The organism is Enterococcus termitis, assembly GCF_001730305.1.
GTDB classification, from domain to species: Bacteria; Bacillota; Bacilli; order Lactobacillales; family Enterococcaceae; genus Enterococcus_L; species Enterococcus_L termitis.
Map to the genome: position 1 here is coordinate 125,017 of NZ_MIJY01000001.1, position 16,883 is coordinate 141,899.

15 protein-coding genes are annotated in these 16,883 nt (G+C 36.7%); all 15 read left to right on the top strand.

The window, feature by feature from the left end; genetic code table 11:
• Positions 1–8 precede the first annotated feature (8 nt).
• The 15 genes from BCR25_RS00630 (at position 9) to hflX (ending at position 16,810) form a co-directional block, all read left to right on the top strand.
• On the top strand, positions 9–833 hold the full coding sequence (locus tag BCR25_RS00630; RefSeq protein ID WP_069661673.1) for a glycosyltransferase: 825 nt from the start codon (positions 9–11) through the stop codon (positions 831–833).
• 207 nt (positions 834–1,040) lie between these two features.
• Positions 1,041–1,913 (top strand): LicD family protein, encoded by an 873-nt coding sequence (locus BCR25_RS00635; protein WP_069662110.1) that lies wholly within the window; start codon positions 1,041–1,043, stop codon positions 1,911–1,913.
• A gap of 3 nt (positions 1,914–1,916) precedes the next feature.
• On the top strand, positions 1,917–2,621 hold the full coding sequence (locus tag BCR25_RS00640; RefSeq protein ID WP_069661674.1) for an IspD/TarI family cytidylyltransferase: 705 nt from the start codon (positions 1,917–1,919) through the stop codon (positions 2,619–2,621).
• A 9-nt stretch (positions 2,622–2,630) separates the two neighbouring features.
• The gene (locus BCR25_RS00645; RefSeq protein ID WP_069661675.1) at positions 2,631–3,683 is read left to right on the top strand and encodes an NAD-dependent epimerase/dehydratase family protein; all 1,053 of its coding nucleotides are present in this window, start codon (positions 2,631–2,633) and stop codon (positions 3,681–3,683) included.
• A 7-nt stretch (positions 3,684–3,690) separates the two neighbouring features.
• Positions 3,691–4,671, top strand: coding sequence for a glycosyltransferase family 2 protein (locus BCR25_RS00650; protein ID WP_069661676.1), 981 nt, complete (start codon positions 3,691–3,693; stop codon positions 4,669–4,671).
• 28 nt (positions 4,672–4,699) lie between these two features.
• Positions 4,700–6,070 carry an O-antigen ligase family protein gene (locus BCR25_RS00655; protein ID WP_083242550.1) on the top strand — a complete coding sequence of 457 codons (1,371 nt, stop codon included), beginning with the start codon at positions 4,700–4,702 and terminating at the stop codon, positions 6,068–6,070.
• Between the two features lie 2 nt (positions 6,071–6,072).
• Positions 6,073–6,897: a LicD family protein gene (locus tag BCR25_RS00660; RefSeq protein WP_069661677.1), complete on the top strand. Its 825-nt coding sequence runs from the start codon at positions 6,073–6,075 to the stop codon at positions 6,895–6,897.
• 15 nt (positions 6,898–6,912) lie between these two features.
• Positions 6,913–7,827: a WaaS/CpsH family glycosyltransferase gene (locus tag BCR25_RS00665; protein ID WP_069661678.1), complete on the top strand. Its 915-nt coding sequence runs from the start codon at positions 6,913–6,915 to the stop codon at positions 7,825–7,827.
• 98 nt (positions 7,828–7,925) lie between these two features.
• Positions 7,926–9,350, top strand: a complete 1,425-nt coding sequence (locus BCR25_RS00670) for a lipopolysaccharide biosynthesis protein (protein ID WP_069661679.1) — start codon at positions 7,926–7,928, stop codon at positions 9,348–9,350.
• 200 nt (positions 9,351–9,550) lie between these two features.
• On the top strand, positions 9,551–11,950 hold the full coding sequence (locus BCR25_RS00675; RefSeq protein ID WP_069661680.1) for a C39 family peptidase: 2,400 nt from the start codon (positions 9,551–9,553) through the stop codon (positions 11,948–11,950).
• A 15-nt stretch (positions 11,951–11,965) separates the two neighbouring features.
• Entirely contained in the window at positions 11,966–12,487 is a 522-nt protein-coding gene (locus tag BCR25_RS00680; protein ID WP_069661681.1) for a hypothetical protein, read from the top strand.
• A gap of 335 nt (positions 12,488–12,822) precedes the next feature.
• Positions 12,823–13,782, top strand: coding sequence for an NAD-dependent epimerase/dehydratase family protein (locus BCR25_RS00685; RefSeq protein WP_069661682.1), 960 nt, complete (start codon positions 12,823–12,825; stop codon positions 13,780–13,782).
• A gap of 116 nt (positions 13,783–13,898) precedes the next feature.
• Complete coding sequence (locus BCR25_RS00690) at positions 13,899–14,639, top strand: glycerophosphodiester phosphodiesterase (RefSeq protein WP_069662112.1); 741 nt, start codon at positions 13,899–13,901, stop codon at positions 14,637–14,639.
• Entirely contained in the window at positions 14,636–15,565 is a 930-nt protein-coding gene (miaA, locus tag BCR25_RS00695) for a tRNA (adenosine(37)-N6)-dimethylallyltransferase MiaA (protein ID WP_069661683.1), read from the top strand. The genes BCR25_RS00690 and miaA overlap by 4 nt, the downstream gene beginning before the upstream one ends.
• Before the next feature lie 3 nt (positions 15,566–15,568).
• On the top strand, positions 15,569–16,810 hold the full coding sequence (gene hflX, locus BCR25_RS00700) for a GTPase HflX (protein ID WP_069661684.1): 1,242 nt from the start codon (positions 15,569–15,571) through the stop codon (positions 16,808–16,810).
• Positions 16,811–16,883: the final 73 nt, after the last annotated feature.

The window sequence follows — 16,883 nt, forward strand, 5'->3', positions numbered from 1 at the left end:
TGAAAAAAATGGAAACAATACCTGTTAGTGTCTTATTGTCTGTCTATAAAAAAGAGAAACCAGAATATTTTACTGAAACACTGGAAAGTACACTAGCCCAAACGGTTCAGCCGGATGAGATCCTTTTAGTAGAAGATGGTCCTTTAACAGAAGAATTATACGAGCGTATCCAGCATTATCGCGATACCTTAGGTGATCAACTAACAGTCATTTCCTTAAAAGAAAATCAAGGTCTGGGAACTGCTTTAGCGATCGGTGTAGAAAATTGCCGAAATCAGTTAATTGCTAGAATGGACACAGATGACATCATGGTTGAAAACCGCTTAGAAATACAATATGCTGCATTTTTAGAAAATGACGACCTAGCTATTGTTGGTTCAAATATCATTGAATTTGAAGGAACGGTCGATAATGTATTGGCGAAAAAAACAATGCCATTGACGAATGTTGAGATTCGTCAGTTTTCTAAAAAGCGAAATCCTTTCAATCATATGACAGTGATGTACAAAAAGGATGCAGTATTAGCAGTTGGCAATTACCAGCCGCTGCAGGGATTTGAGGATTATTACTTATGGGTTCGACTGCTGAAGGCTGGCTATCAAGGATGTAATTTACCAGACTTCTTAGTTTATGCACGAACTGGAGCAGAGATGTATAATCGCCGAGGTGGCTTGAATTATTTGATGCCAGGACTTAAAGCAAGAAAAATAATTTATCAAGAGGGCTTAGGTGGTTTTACGGATTTCTTTTCCGTCTCACTTGTTCACACTGCTATTTGTATAATGCCTACTAAACTCCGAGGGAAATTCTATAAACGGATGCTTAGAAAATAAAATTGAATAATGATAATAACCAATAAGCATCGCGCAACCTTTCTTTGTGTGATGCTTATTTCTTTATTTGTATGAGCACTCCTAGTTTACAGTTGCATTAAGATAACGAGTAACTTGTTGAAAGTTTTTGGCAGATATGAGAAAATAGACCAGATGTATTCTGAAAAACAGGTACTTTGAGGAGTTTATTAGTGAACGATGAATAATATGGAAGACACACAACAAATTAAAAGAATTCAAAACGTCAATTTAGAGATGGCGAACTATTTTGTTGATTTTTGTAATGAGCATCAGCTACTGTGTTATTTTTGTGGCGGTGGGTGCATCGGCGCCATTAGAAATCAAGGCTTTATACCTTGGGATGATGATTTGGATTTTTTTATGCCGCGCAAAGATTATGAGAAGCTTTATGAATTATGGACGACGCATGCAGATGTTGAAAAGTATCCCATTTTAAAACCGTCTAAAACCTTCATTGATCATAATTCTTTTACCACGATTCGAGCAGCTGCAACAACCTTCATCAAGCCTTATCAAAAAGAGCTGGATATTGCTCATGGACTGCCGATCGATATTTTCCCACTGGACGGAGCGCCTAACGGACAATTTAAAAGAAAAATCCAAAAAGTTTGGGCATTGATCTATGCACTGTTTTGCTCACAAGTGGTTCCAGAAAAGCATGGTGGAATCATGGCTTTAGGCAGCAAAGTGCTGCTAAAATTGATTCCAACTAAAAAAGGTCGTTATAGAATTTGGTCCTTTGCAAGTAAACAAATGTCGAAATATGATTTTGATACGGCAGAATTTGTGACTGAGCTTTGTGTAGGTCCTCGCTATATGGGAAATATTTATAAAAAATCAGATTTTGCAAAAGCGGTATTTGTCCCTTTTGAAGATACGACCATGCCTGTGCCGATTGGGTATGATCATTATTTAACGCAAGTATTTGGTCATTATATGGAATTGCCTGATGAAAAAGATCGGGTCTCTCATCATGATGCAGTATTTATCGATACAGAGAACACATATAAAAAATATAAAGGGATCTACTATTGCGTAGATCATTCGAAGGAGGAATAATTAATGATTACAGCTTTGATTATTGCCGGTGGTGTCGGTAAAAGAATGGGACAGGATATCCCTAAACAGTTCATCATGGTGGAAGATAAACCAATTATTATTTACACATTGGAATCCTTTCAAAAGCATCCAATGATCGATAGAATATTAGTCGTTTGTAAAAAAGGCTGGGAAGATACATTGTTAGCTTATGCCAAAGAATACCATATTGATAAATTAGAATGGATCATCGAAGGTGGCAATAGTGGTCAAGAATCAATTAGAAATGGTGTTGATTTCCTAAAAGAGCATTCTGATAAAGAAGATACAATTGTGATTCATGATGGTATTCGTCCGTTAGTGGATGAAATCGTCTTATCAGATGTTATCGTAAAATGTAAAGAGTTCGGTAATGCGGTTACTTCTTTACCATACAACGAGCAAATTTTTGTGAAAGAAACAGAAGAAACAACCAAACAATATATCAATAGAGAAACACTAAGAAGAGTGTCCACACCTCAAGCATACCAATTCGATAAATTAGCATGGGCTTATGAAAAAGCCTTCAAAGAAGGGATCGGTATCTCAGAATCATCATATGCCAATACAATGATGGTCGATTTAGGAGAGACGCTTTATTTTGCTGTGGGCTCTGATAAAAACATTAAACTAACAACACAAGATGACCTTCAATTGTTTAAAGGCTATCTTCGAATGAAGGAAGAATAGGAGAAAGTTATGTTTTCGAATAATCTTGATTATCAAAAAGATATTGAAAAAGTCATTCAAGAGCAGCTGGCTTGGGAGAAACTAAGAAATAAATCATTTTTGATCATCGGTGCCTCTGGAATGATCGGAACTTTTTTGATTGATTGTCTGATGGCTTTGAATGAAACACAGAACCTGGATATCTCTGTTTATGCAATGGGAAGAAATCAGGGAAAGCTTGAATCAAGGTTTGTAAACTATCTGAATGACAGCAATTTTCACATAACAGCAGGCGATATTTTGAAACCATTATCTTCAGAGATCGATTATGATTTTATTATTCATGGTGCGAGTAACACGCATCCTAACGCCTATGTAAGTGATCCTATCAATACAATCATGACGAACATCAAGGGGACAGAACAAGTATTGGAGTATGCTGCGAAGCATTCTGTTGAACGTGTACTGTTTCTTTCTACGGTTGAGATATATGGAGAAAACAGAGGCGATGTAGAGAAGTTTGACGAGCAATACTGTGGTTATATCGACAGTAACACGTTAAGAGCAGGTTATCCTGAAGGAAAACGTGCAAGTGAAGCGTTATGCCAAGCCTATATTCAACAATATGGGGTTGACGTGGTCATTCCTAGACTGTGCCGAATTTTTGGACCAACAATGCTGGAAGAGGACTCTAAAGCCTCCTCTCAATTTATCCGAAATGCTGTAAATGACGAGGATATCGTTTTAAAAAGTGAAGGAACACAGTATTATTCTTACTGTTATGTTGCTGATGCAGCGTTTGCGTTATTGTTTCTGTTGCTTGAAGGAAAGTCTGGTGAGGCGTATAATATTGCCAATAGTCAATTTGATTTAACACTCAAAGAACTTGCAGAAAAGCTGGCAGCCACTGTCGGAAAAAAAGTTATTTATGAATTACCGGACCAAAAAGAAGCGGCTGGTTACTCTAAAGCAACACAAGCAATTTTAGCGACGGATAAGATCGAGCGCTTAGGATGGAAACCGATTTATTCCTTAAATGAAGGCTTAGAGCAAGTCATTAAGATTATGAAAAATAAGGAGTGAAAAAGCAATGCCTGAGATTAGTATTATCGTTCCGGTATATAACGTCGAAAAGTATTTAGATAAATGCGTACAGTCGATTCTGAATCAAACATTTAAGGATTTTGAATTGATTTTAGTGGATGATGGTTCACCAGATAATAGCGGAGTGATGTGTGACCAATATGCTGAACAAGATGCTAGAGTGAGTGTTATCCACCAAGAAAATGGCGGATTGAGTGCTGCAAGAAATGCTGGCATAGAAAAAGCAAAGGGTCGTTATCTTGGTTTTGTGGATAGCGATGATTATATCGCTGAAGATATGTATGAGCTTTTATATACGAACTTAAAAAGAGAAGATGCTGACTTAGCAACTGTGGGATTCCTAGATATTTATGCAGGAAAAGAACCTGTCATAAAAGAAAAAAAATATATAGTAACGGATATGATTGGTGCTGCAAAGATAACTTTCGAAGGAAAGCTAAGCACGATAAGTGCAACGAATAAATTATATAAAAAAGAAATCTTCGATTACGTTCGTTACCCTGTTGGAATGATCACAGAGGATGCTGCTGTGATTTTAGATGTTCTTGAACAGACGAAAAAAGTTGTCATTGATACTAGTCAAAAATATTGTTACTATCATCGAGAAAATAGTATTTCCAGTAATCACTTTACCAGAAAAGACTTGGATATGATCAAAGCTTGGGAAGATAATGAAGCACGTGTTCTTGAGAAATACCCAGATCTTGTCTGCATTGCACATACTCGTGTCTGCTGGGCATATTTTACTGTTTTAGATAAAATGATGAACAGTCCACTAACAACAGAAGATCAAAAGACACAAAAAGAGATCATCAAATTTTTATGTAAGAATTTTACTTTTGTACTTAAAAATCAATATTTTACCAAGTCAAGAAAACTAGCAATGATTGCTTTAAGAATACATCCGTATTTCTATAAGCTATTGTCACGCTTAGAAAATAGAATGATAAGGAAAATAAATAAATAGATTTTAGTGAGCTAAGGAGATAGGGTTAATGATGAAAAAAGCTAATGAAATACTTGATAAGGTAGAAATACCTTTTATTCTCATTTGGGAGTTTATGTTAATTGTACGTATGATCAGTACCTATAGCCTGATACCATCAAAAGTTGACAGCTTTATTTTTGCTATTATTTCATTAGTAGGTGGATTATTATTTATTCGCAATGGGCTTGATTGGGTAAAAAAACGCGAGAAACCAAGCATTTTATTACTACTATTTACTTTGGCGTTGATAGTAACCTCGGTTGCAAATGCACCAACAGGGTTAGTGGCCAATGTTAAGTTAATAATATGGGAAGTTCTTTTTTTCTTTGTAGTTTATGAAGTTGGGAAAAAAAATCCCAAAGCGCTGTTTTCATGGGTAGAAAAAGTGTTGGTGTTTACTTGGTTTATCTTACTAGTGATCTCATTGGGAATGTTTTTCGTTCAGTTCCAATATACGATGCCATTGGATAAATTGTATTATGGGATTCGAATGGGATTCTTTGAAAATCGTTTGTATGGTGTGTTTGTAGATCCAAATTATTCTGCAACGATTTCTGTAGTTTCAATTTGTTTCTCTTTTCATCTATTAAAAGAAGCTAAATCAAAACTATTCAAAGGCTTCTTGATTGTCAATTTAGTTTTCGCGTTCTTCTTTGTTGTTCTTTCTGGCTCAAGAACAGCAATGATCGAAATTATGGCGATTACTATTTTATGGGTATTTTTCTATTTTTACTATACTAAGAAAGCGATGGCTCTTTTAAAACGTTTGGTACTTTCAGCTGTCCTTGCGTTATTAGCTGTAATGACGCTTTATTTTACGATGGATATCACTCAAAAAGTATCGGTTGTCACAGCAGAAGCGGTTAGTAAAGTAATTGTAATAAAAACGACTGATGGGAAAGACGATATCTCTTTAGATCGTCCGGATACAGGTGAAGATTCAGATATTTCTAATAGCCGTTTTAAACTATGGAACAGTGCGGTTGAAATATTTAAGACTAAGCCACTGATTGGGCCTTCGCCAAAAGGACTGTTACAGTACGCTCAGAAAAATTTACCTCATTCGTGGATATCTCAAAAAGAGCAGACACCACATAACTTTTTCTTCTTCTTGTTGGCAACAACAGGACTTATTGGGACAGTTCCATTTGTTCTTTTCGTTTTATATAATATGATCAAAGCAATCATCACATTATTTAAAATGAACAGAACTAATTATTTAGATTATCTATTTCAATGTTTAATCGTCTTGACGATCTTGATATCTGCATGTTTGATTCCAGATGTTGTATTAGTAACAAGACTAGGCGCAATGTTGTTCTTCCTATATATTGGTAGATTGAATTCAAAAAATGAACTGGAAACGAGTGAACTATAGATATGAAAGAATTGACTATTGATGAAATTCAAGCGGTCGGGGTCGAGATGCTTGTACACATTGATCAGATTTGCCGGAAAAATGAAATTGAATATTCTGTTTATTATGGTAGCTTGATTGGGGCACAGAGACACCAAGGCTATATTCCTTGGGACGATGATTTAGATATCGTCCTGACTCGTCCCAATTACGACCGTTTGATCAAACTTTTAGCTGAGGATGAAACGTATCTATTATTGAGTTTGGAAACTAGAAAAGAGTATCGTTATCCGTTTGCAAAATTAGTAGACAAAAGAACCTGCATGAAAACCAAGCAGTTTTATCACAGTGAAGATCCTGAGCTGGGTGTTTTTGTGGATATTTTCCCGATTGATGGATTTCCAACTGAAGATTCTGAACGGAAAAATTTCGGTGAACGTTGTATGTTATATCTAGATAATATGCTAGCAACACTGAATGCTTCATATGCAATTTCAAAAACAAGATGGAAGGCGTATGGTAAAAGGGTTTTATATTACCCAAAATACCGTAAGCTGTTGAAGCAAGGAAATTACAGTCATTGGAGAAACTTGCTCATGAGCGAAATGACTAGCTATCCTTTTGAAGACGCCTCAATTTGTGGCTATATCGAGTTTATAGACGAGGAATGGGGAATTTTCCCAACAGAGTGGTTTAAGGAATATGAGGATATTCTATTTGCTGGAAAAAAAGTTCGAGCAATCAAAGACCGTGAAAAGTTTTTGACTTTGCGCTATGGAAATTATATGGAATTACCACCGGAATCTGAGCGAGTGACACATCATCCATATACTTTTTATTGGAAATAAAGGAGTCTGAGATCAATGGACTATAATCGCATGATGATTATTACTTTAGACGAAAAATCTGTTTTGTTTTCAGCAGATGCACAAAAATTAGGGATTCACGTTGAAAAATATTTTGAAAAACGAACGCTTATAGTTAAATTGTTTAACTATATCGATAAGAAGCTAAATTTACAATTGGCTTCTTATCAATATGGCAGCTGGAAGAAAAAATTAAAGGATATTGACTTTGTTTTGTTAAATGCCCATTTTTTCTCTCGTCCGCTTATCAAGTATTTAAATCGAAAATTTCCTGATATTCGGATTGCTGTTTGGTATAGCAATCCTGTTGCCAAGGACACACCCGTTTCTTTTTATTCTGGATTGAACTGTGAATTATGGTCATTTGATAAAAGTGATTGTGAAAATTACGGCATGCATCCGAACAACCAGTTTATAGATCAAATGAAACTGAATGTTACTAAACATGACGATAGTTACCACTCTGATGTTTGTTTTATCGGTGTTGATAAAGAACGCTTAACACTTTTATTGGAGCTGGAAGACTATTTCATCAGCCAGCAATTGAATCCGCTTATCTATGTTGTGGATTCATCTAAAAATTCTCGCACAGATTATGCCTATAAGCCTGCACTGCCTTACAGTGAATTGATTAATTATGAAGGAAACACAAAGGCTATTTTGGATATAGTTCAAAGTGATCAACAAGGGATTTCGCTTAGACCGCTGGAAGCATTGTTCCTTAATAAAAAACTGATTACGAATAATCTGAATGTACAGGAGTTAGATTTTTATCGTCCTGAGAACATATTTGTTTTAACGGATGAAAATCATCAGGATATTGCAGCGTTTCTACATACACCTATGGTATCACTTCCAGAAGCTATCACACATAAGTATCAATTCGAAGGTTGGTTCGCTAATTTTTTTTAAGAAGTGAGCAGTACTTCTAGAGTGTCACGGTGGCTTGTTCACTAGTAGTTTGTTGTGGGGTTTGTTTAGACTAAATGAGAAAATAAGAGGAATTTATCATGAACGAAAAGGCCAAGTCCGTCATAAAAAATCTATATTACACAGTTGCAGCCAATTTCGCTACTTTAGGAATTTCTGTATTGTTAAACCTATTTGTCCCTAAATTACTTGGAGTTCGGGAATATAGTTACTGGCAGTTATATGTTTTCTATTCATCCTATGTTGGTTTTTTTCATCTAGGCTGGATCGATGGTATTTATTTGAAAATCGGTGGAGAAGAATATGATCAGTTGGATAAACGAAATTTAGGGTCACAGTTTTGGTATCTGGCATTTTTTGAGACGATCGTGTCGTCAGTTGTGATCCTATGGGCGTTTTTCTTTTTACCACCAAGCAACAAAACATTGATTTTAATTCTGACAGCAGTCGTTTCCCTGATTACAATCGCAAAGACGTTTATTCTTTTCATTTTTCAATCGACAAACCGCATCAAAGAGTATGCTCAACTATCGAGAACTGACCGCTACCTGTATGTCGTGTTTATCGGAGTATACCTTCTTATGGGCGGACGTAACTTCTTCTGGCTGATTTCGATGGATATTCTCTCTAGATTGATCATGACAATCTGGGGAATGTATCGCATCAAAGATATGCTTAGTGTAAAGTTGATACGTTTAAAAAATGTTTTACCGGAAATTATTGATAATATCAATATCGGCAGCAAGCTAATGATCAGCAGTATCGCAAGTATGTTGATTATTGGAACGATTCGTTTCTTTGTTGAAAAAAAATGGACCATTGAAACGTTTGGGAAGCTTTCGTTCACTTTAAGTATTTCCAATATGTTTTTGACCTTTGTCAATGCAGTCGGTGTAGTGATGTTTCCATTACTTAGAAGAACGAATCAGGAGAAGCTACCGACTCTCTTTGTAACACTAAGAAATTTATTTGTTCCGATTACGTATGCGATATTGCTTTTCTATGTTCCTGCAAAATATGTTTTAGCGATCTGGTTGCCCGATTATGCAGAAAGCTTGAAGTTTATGGGGATCTTGTTCCCAATCATTATTTATGAAGGCAGAATGTCTTTATTGATCAATACGTATCTAAAAGCCTTGCGAAAAGAAAAGACGATCTTATTCGTTAATGTGTCTACCTTATCACTGTCGTTGATTTTGTCGATTATTATCATCTTTGTTTTTGGTAATTTAACTTGGGCAGTGGGACTTATTTTGATCAGTTTAGCCTTTAGATGTAATTTTGCAGAATTATTTTTGTGTAAATCAATGAACATTCGTGTGGTCCAATCAATGGTTTTAGAAACACTGCTGACCGTCCTGTTTATTTTAAGCAATCTATTCTTTGGCGGTAGCTTTATCAGTACAGGAGTCTATGCGGTATGCTATTTGATTTATCTTTTAGTTAATTATAAAAAAATGATCCAAAGTTTTAATGAATTTCGAGGATTATTAAAAGGAACATAGATAATTGTTATTTATTTCCGTTGAAACAAAGATTGAAAGCTGATTTATATTATTGGTTTTCAATCTTTTTTTGTATAAATAAAGAATTTTAAAACAGTTATTTAGACGTTTATAAAACACTTTAAGAAATAAATATATTCGTGGACAAAAAGAGTCAACTTTGTTACAATGATTCTATTGAAAGATAAGGGGTGGAAAAGTTGAAAAAGAAATTGGGGTATTTTCTCATCGGTATGATAACGACAGTTATTTTTATGCCAACTATAGTTTTTTCAGAAGAAGTATCTACTAGCACAACCATTAGTACTAGAGAGGAATATCAAACAGAATCAACCAGTGAATCACAACAAACAATTGAAAGTTCAAGCACAGAGTCAACTCAAATTAGCTCAACAGAAAGTGAAAGCGCTAATAAGGCTGAGGTGACAGAAGATAGTGCTAACCAAGAAAAAAGAAGTACAGCTCTTAAAGTTAAGTACTCCATTTATAATGACAAGCAAGGATGGCAACCTGATCAAGAAGATGGTGCTGCAGCCGTCTTATCTGACGGGCGGATCGAATCAATAAAAATTGGACTAGACGGAGTTGAAGGGGAACAAGGCAGTATTCAATACCGTGCTCATGTAGCAGATGTTGGCTGGCAAAATTTTGTTGATGTGAATGCTGTGAGTGGTGTACCTGGTAAACGACTAGAAGCTGTTCAGATCCAATTAACTGGTGCACTTAAAGAAACATATGATGTTTATTATAGGGTACAGGTTCAAAATTTCGGCTGGTTGGATTGGGCCGCAAATGGACAATCTTCTGGTACGTCGGCTTTTTCATATGAAGTCAAAGGAATACAAGTTCAATTGGTAGCCAAAGGTCAGGCGGCTCCTGGAAAAACAACTCGTCCTTTTGTGCAATTTAAAAAGCCAAATATAAAATACCAAAGTCACATTCAAGATATTGGCTGGCAGGGTGTAAAGTCTAATGGTCAATTAAGCGGAACTACGGGTCAATCGAAACGAATGGAAGCAATGAAAATCGCAGTAGACAATCTGCCCGTTTCAGGAGGAATTGAATATCGAAGTCATGTTCAAGATATCGGCTGGCAAAATTATGTAGCGAACAACACCATTACAGGAACTGTAAAGCAATCAAAACGAATGGAAGCATTGAGTATCCGTTTGACAGGCGAGCTTGCGCAGCATTTCGACGTTTATTATCGCGTACATGCGAAAAATTTTGGTTGGCTGGACTGGACTAGTAATGGTCAAAACGCTGGGACAGCAGGATTTAGCTATCAATTAGAATCAGTTGAAGTTAGATTAGTCAAAAAAGGAGCAGCAGCTCCAGGATCGGTTAAGCGCTACTTTGTCCAATACAAAAAACCTGATATTGTCTATCAAAGCCATGTCCAAGATAAAGGTTGGCAAGCACCAAGTAAAAATGGTCAAACAAATGGTTCGATGGGACAAAGTAAACGAGTTGAAGCAATCAAGATAAAAATTGAAAACGCACCAGTTTCCGGCGGCGTAGAATATAGAACGCATGTCCAAGATAAAGGCTGGCAGAGTTATGTATCAAACAATCAGTTAAGTGGAACCACCGGTCAATCTAAGCGTGTAGAGGCTTATGATATTCGTTTAACAGGCGAGCTGGCAAAACATTTTGATGTATATTATCGGACACATGCTGAATACTTTGGTTGGCTAGGCTGGAATAAAAATGGTGGAATCAGCGGAACTTCCGGCTATCGTTTCCGAATGGAAGCTTTTGATATCGTTTTAGTCAGAAAAATGTTAAATGGACCAGCAGTTTCTAATAACTATAAAAAAGCTCCAGCAGGTATGGGCAATTATTATATGGACGCACCTAAACGAGTAGAACTAAAAACCAATCATTATTATACTGACCGTTCATTACGCAGAGGAAATGACATTTCTGCTGGAACAGTTATTAATGTTAAGAAACGAGTACTCGATCAAAATGGATACCCAATCCTAGAAACCCCTTATGGCTATGTGACTGCGAATAAAAACATTGTCACTGCTACAAACAAAGGACAAAAAACATTTATGAATGTTCCTTACTATAATCAAATGGCGATGGGATATCCTAATGGCTGTGAGGAGTTTTCTCTATATATGGCATTAGCGTATCTTGGTGCTACTCATGGTCAGAATATTCATCAAGTGACAGAGGCAGTTCCTAAAGTTCCATCTTGGGGAAATCCTCATGAAGGATTTAATGGACATCCGACAGATAAGTATGGTTTCCATACAATCTATCCAAGAGCATTCACGCCGTATGCTAAAAGATATGCTCCAAATTCGAGAGATATCAGTGGTGTTGGTACAGCTCAATTTAAAGAAGAACTAATGAAAGGCAATCCTCTTGTTGTATGGGGAACCTATCCATATCTAGCAGCACCGATTATCGATGGTACGTACTACGGCTCATTGAAAGTTGCAAATTTACACGTATGGTTGATTACAGGATTTGATGGAAATAGTTTCCATGTAACTGATCCAATCTACGGAACGATGTGGGTCAGCGAAGGAACGGTTGCTCTTTCATACAGCCCTAATAAAATGGCAGTTGCAATCGACAAGTAGAATAGAGGGGAACTTATGAAAAATAAAAAACTGTTCGTTTTATTCTCCGTGATCATTCTTGCAGTAGGGATCGTGATGTTTATCAACATGAATGATAAAAACGAAGAAACAAAGAAGGTTTATAATACAGGTTCCTCACAAAGTCAAAGTGCAGATGCCTTCAGTAAATCCAGCGTAATCGATCATACTGATGTGACGGAGACCTCATACAGTTATGACGCTGTTACAATGAGTATGGATGAACTGGCAGCTTATAGAGAAAAGATCGAACAGGCTGGTGTGGATAGTACACTGTTTACAGACCAAGATATCCAAGCGATGGCAGCTGAAATCGAAAAAAGCGGGCAGTCCCTTTCTGACTATTTAAAGAAGCAAGACATTGAAAAAATTGACGATGCAGAAATTGAAAATGCCCGCAAAGCGTTAAAAGCTGCGGATATCGATCCAGATAAAATGCATAATAATGAAATCATTGAATTAATCAAGCAGGCCAAAAAAGAAAAGAAATCAGTCGTAGAGGTAGCAACGGAAAAATAATCGACTGTTTTCCCTAAATTTTAGTAGGATAGAGTCTGGGACATAACTCTATGGGTGACAATCTAGTCACTTGACATCCGAATAAACGGCGGAAGCAGAAACAACCCCTTCGGAAATAAGCTGGAATTCACAAAAATTTGAAGAACAATTTTCGTGAATTCCAGCTTATTTCTCGGGGTTAAACGTTTCTGTCCCAGCCTCTTATTCTATCCAAAAGGCAACTGGTTAAGAGCTGCTTTCGTATTTAAAGTAGACCTTGCTCAAAAACCATGATAAACTAAGAATGTTATGGAAGTCGTGTCATTATTCTATATTAAGCTAGGAGTTACGTATAAATGAATAATATATTGATTACAGGTGGTGCAGGTTTTATCGGCTCTACCTTAGCAAATTTCTATTGTAAAGACCACAAGGTGACCATAGTAGATGATCTATCGATGGGAAATAAAAGCAATTTGGATCTCTCTGATAATATTCGATTTATTGAAGGATCTGTTACAGATGTTCAGCTAATGAGTGAATTGTTGAAAAACAATCAATTTGATTACATTTTTCATTTGGCAGCAGTTGCTAGTGTCGCAGATTCTGTTGAGCGACCGGTGGAAACGCACCAAGTAAATTTTGACAGTGTCTTTCACTTGTTAGAATTGATCAAAGTCAATCAGCCTAAATTGAAACGTTTGGTATTTACTTCTTCAGCGGCAGTATATGGCGATGAGCCTACTTTGCCAAAACAGGAAGAATCAGTGATCCGTCCATTAACACCTTATGCGATCGATAAGTTTGCTGCAGAAAAATATGTCGTGGATTATTATCATTTATATCAAATCCCAACAAGTGCAGTTCGTTTCTTTAATGTCTACGGACCAAAGCAAAATCCTGAATCACCTTATTCAGGAGTGATATCTATTATGATGGATCGCTATAAAAAGTTGCTAAAAAAAGAAGAAACATCATTTACGATGTTTGGTGACGGCACACAATCACGAGATTTTGTTTTTGTTGATGATGTTGTCCAAGCATTGAATCTTGTTGCTACTTCAAAAGAGTCATTAGGTGAAGTCTATAATATCGGAACTGGTGAGTCGATCGATCTAAATGATCTAGTGTCGTCTTTAGATGAATTATTAGACAGTCAGCTGCCTGTTCAATTTTTAGAAGAACGTTCAGGAGATATTAAATATTCACTTGCGGACATTTCAAAAATAAAAGCAATCGGTTATGAACCTAAATATACAATCAAGGCTGGCCTTGAAAAATATGTTTCTTATGAGCTTGCTCAGACAGAAAAGTAATTTTTATAAAAGCATTGAACACTTAAAAACAGATCGGTATTTCTGCCGAACTGTTTTTTTATTGTTTGATACTCATTAACAGGAATGATACAATGAGTGCGACTGGAGGGATTACTGTGACAAAGATAATCGCCCATCGTGGGAGTAAAGGAACACATCCAGAAAATACATTGGCTGCATTTAAAGAGGCAGTTCGAGTGGGAGCAGATGGTATAGAGTTGGATGTTCATTTATCAAAAGATAATCAATTGATCGTGATCCATGATGAAACCGTTGACCGCACGACCGATGGCTCTGGTAGAGTAGCTGATTTGACAGTAGCAGAATTAAAGCAGCTAGATGCTGGATCATGGTTTAAACAGTTTCCTATAAGCCAGGAAGTTCCTACCTTAAACGAAGTGTTGCAGCTTCTTGAACAGGAAAAATTTTGTGGTTTATTGAATATCGAAATCAAAACAGACAAGATCCACTACGAAGGAATTGAAGCATTGTTGGTTCAGCTTATGCAAAAACAATTATGGTCGTTTGAGTATATGTACTCAAGCTTTCATTTTTCCAGCTTAGAAAAAATCTGGTCGATTGAAAAAAATCAAGCGATTGCACTGATATTTAACAGCTCTGATCGAAAAAAACTACTAGCTTTAGAGATACCATTTATTACTGGTATTCATCCTAATATCGATTGGACACTGACTCATTTAGACGAATTAGCAGATTTTCCTAAAGCAGTTCGACCGTGGACTGTGAATGATAAAGAGAAAATGAAGACATGTATAAAGGATCAGTTTGCTGGATTTCATACAGATTTTCCAGAAATCGCTTTACAGATACGTGAGGAGACACGAACTATAGAATGAAAAATTTAAAAAAAGTATTAGTCATTGCAGGACCAACTGCTGTTGGCAAAACTGCATTAAGTATTGAGCTGGCAAAACAGCTTAACGGAGAAATTATCAGTGGAGATTCAATGCAGGTCTATAGAGGCTTAGATATCGGTACTGCCAAAGTGACTGAAACAGAACGCTCAGGTGTGCCGCATTATTTAATTGACTGTCGTGATTTAGATGAAACCTATTCAGTTGCGGACTTTCAAAAAGAAGGACGACTGGCAATCGAAGAGATTTCAAAAAAAGGGAAGTTACCCATCATCGTTGGTGGCACTGGACTTTATATTCAGGCGTTACTTTATGACTTTGAATTAGGCGCTAAAGATGAGTCGACAGAGATCAGAGAGCATTATGAGCGTTTTGCTCATGTGCATGGAAATCAAGAATTATGGAATTTACTTCAACAAAAAGATCCGAAAGCAGCGGAGAGTATCCATTACAATAATCAAAAAAAGATCATTCGAGCACTTGAAGTCTTTGATAAAACTGGCGTTAGTATTTTGACACCAAAAGAAATTCCTCAACCCCTGTATGATTATTTTTTAGTTGGTTTGGAAACGGACCGTACACTATTATATGAACGAATCAATCAGCGGGTAGAGAGTATGGTTGATGCAGGGCTTTTAAAAGAAGCGCTTCAGCTGTATGAAAAACAACCGCAACAATCGATTCAAGGAATTGGCTATAAAGAATTTTTCCCTTATTTTGAAGGGAAAGAAACACTGGAAGAAGCAATTGCTCAGGTAAAACAAAATTCAAGAAGATATGCGAAAAGACAACTGACTTGGTTTAAAAATCGCATGAAGGCTAACTGGTGGGATTTGGTTCAATGTCCAGAAACAAAGACGGAGCTCAAACAAGAAATTGCCGATTGGTTAGAATCTTCGGAAGGATAGATAATGGAAAAAAGCACAGAAAAAGTTATATTAGTTGGTGTAGAAACGGAAGAAAACTATACTCGCTTTGAAGGTTCAATGAAAGAGTTAAAGAATTTGACTAAAACAGCAGAAGGAGAAGTGGTCTTTTCTTTAACACAAAAACGTCCGCGAATTGATCGTCAGACTGTTATAGGTAAGGGCAAAGTGGAAGAATTACAGCAACTGGTTGATGCCTATGAGGCAGATTTGGTGATTTTTAACCACGAATTGACCCCTAGACAAAATCAACTGATCGTTGAAGCCCTGGGAATAAAAGTGATTGATCGAGTACAATTGATTCTCGACATTTTTGCGATGCGAGCTCGCTCCAAAGAAGGAAAATTGCAGGTTGAGTTGGCGCAGTTGAATTATTTACTGCCTAGATTGATCGGACAAGGAAAACAGTTATCTCGTCTGGGCGGTGGAATTGGTACAAGAGGACCAGGAGAAACGAAGCTGGAATCTGATCGACGTCATATTCGAAATAAAATCACAGCGATTAAACGTGAATTAAAAGAAGTGACTGCACATCGTGAGCGAAGCAGACAAAAACGCCAGTCATCGGATCTTTTTCAAATTGGTTTGATTGGCTATACTAATGCAGGGAAATCAACAATATTGAATTTGTTAACAACTGCAGGAACCTATTCAGAGGATCAATTATTTGCAACACTTGATCCATTAACTAAAAAATGGCAGCTCCCGCAAGGAATGATTGTAACGATCACAGATACTGTAGGATTCATTCAAGATCTGCCGACTCAGTTGATCGAAGCCTTTCAATCCACGTTAGAAGAAAGTCGTAGTATGGATCTGTTACTGCATGTCGTAGATGCAGGTGCAGAAGATCGTCTGCAACATGAACAGACCGTTGTGGAACTGCTGAATGATCTTGATTTAGAGCAAATACCGGTTTTAACAGTCTACAATAAAAGTGATCAAGTCGACGAGGATGAGTTTATTCCAACGCTATTTCCTAACGTGTTGATGTCGGCAAAAAGCACGTTGGGAAAAGAACATCTAACCCGTGTTGTCAGAGAAAAAATGATGGAGCTGTTAACACCCTATGAGTTTGATTTGGATAGCAGTCAAGGTCAGCAACTAAGTGAGCTGACACGTCATACATTATTATTATCAGATACCTTTGATGAAGAAAGAAATGTCTATCATGTCAAAGGCTTTGCCAAAAAGAATTCTAGGTGGTTACGACCGACAAAAGAATAAACTAAAAAAGTTGAGTAGTAGAACATTGTTGTTCTTTTATACTTAACTTTTTTATTTGACGTAGTTATTTTAT

Excerpts from the sequence above, each read along its gene's own strand:
- BCR25_RS00630 (WP_069661673.1), top strand. The coding sequence starts at position 9 with ATGGAAACAATACCTGTTAGTGTCTTATTGTCTGTCTATAAAAAAGAG.
- BCR25_RS00635 (WP_069662110.1), top strand. The coding sequence starts at position 1,041 with ATGGAAGACACACAACAAATTAAAAGAATTCAAAACGTCAATTTAGAG.
- BCR25_RS00640 (WP_069661674.1), top strand. The coding sequence starts at position 1,917 with ATGATTACAGCTTTGATTATTGCCGGTGGTGTCGGTAAAAGAATGGGA.
- BCR25_RS00645 (WP_069661675.1), top strand. The coding sequence starts at position 2,631 with ATGTTTTCGAATAATCTTGATTATCAAAAAGATATTGAAAAAGTCATT.
- BCR25_RS00650 (WP_069661676.1), top strand. The coding sequence starts at position 3,691 with ATGCCTGAGATTAGTATTATCGTTCCGGTATATAACGTCGAAAAGTAT.
- BCR25_RS00655 (WP_083242550.1), top strand. The coding sequence starts at position 4,700 with ATGATGAAAAAAGCTAATGAAATACTTGATAAGGTAGAAATACCTTTT.
- BCR25_RS00660 (WP_069661677.1), top strand. The coding sequence starts at position 6,073 with ATGAAAGAATTGACTATTGATGAAATTCAAGCGGTCGGGGTCGAGATG.
- BCR25_RS00665 (WP_069661678.1), top strand. The coding sequence starts at position 6,913 with ATGGACTATAATCGCATGATGATTATTACTTTAGACGAAAAATCTGTT.
- BCR25_RS00670 (WP_069661679.1), top strand. The coding sequence starts at position 7,926 with ATGAACGAAAAGGCCAAGTCCGTCATAAAAAATCTATATTACACAGTT.
- BCR25_RS00680 (WP_069661681.1), top strand. The coding sequence starts at position 11,966 with ATGAAAAATAAAAAACTGTTCGTTTTATTCTCCGTGATCATTCTTGCA.
- BCR25_RS00685 (WP_069661682.1), top strand. The coding sequence starts at position 12,823 with ATGAATAATATATTGATTACAGGTGGTGCAGGTTTTATCGGCTCTACC.
- miaA (WP_069661683.1), top strand. The coding sequence starts at position 14,636 with ATGAAAAATTTAAAAAAAGTATTAGTCATTGCAGGACCAACTGCTGTT.
- hflX (WP_069661684.1), top strand. The coding sequence starts at position 15,569 with ATGGAAAAAAGCACAGAAAAAGTTATATTAGTTGGTGTAGAAACGGAA.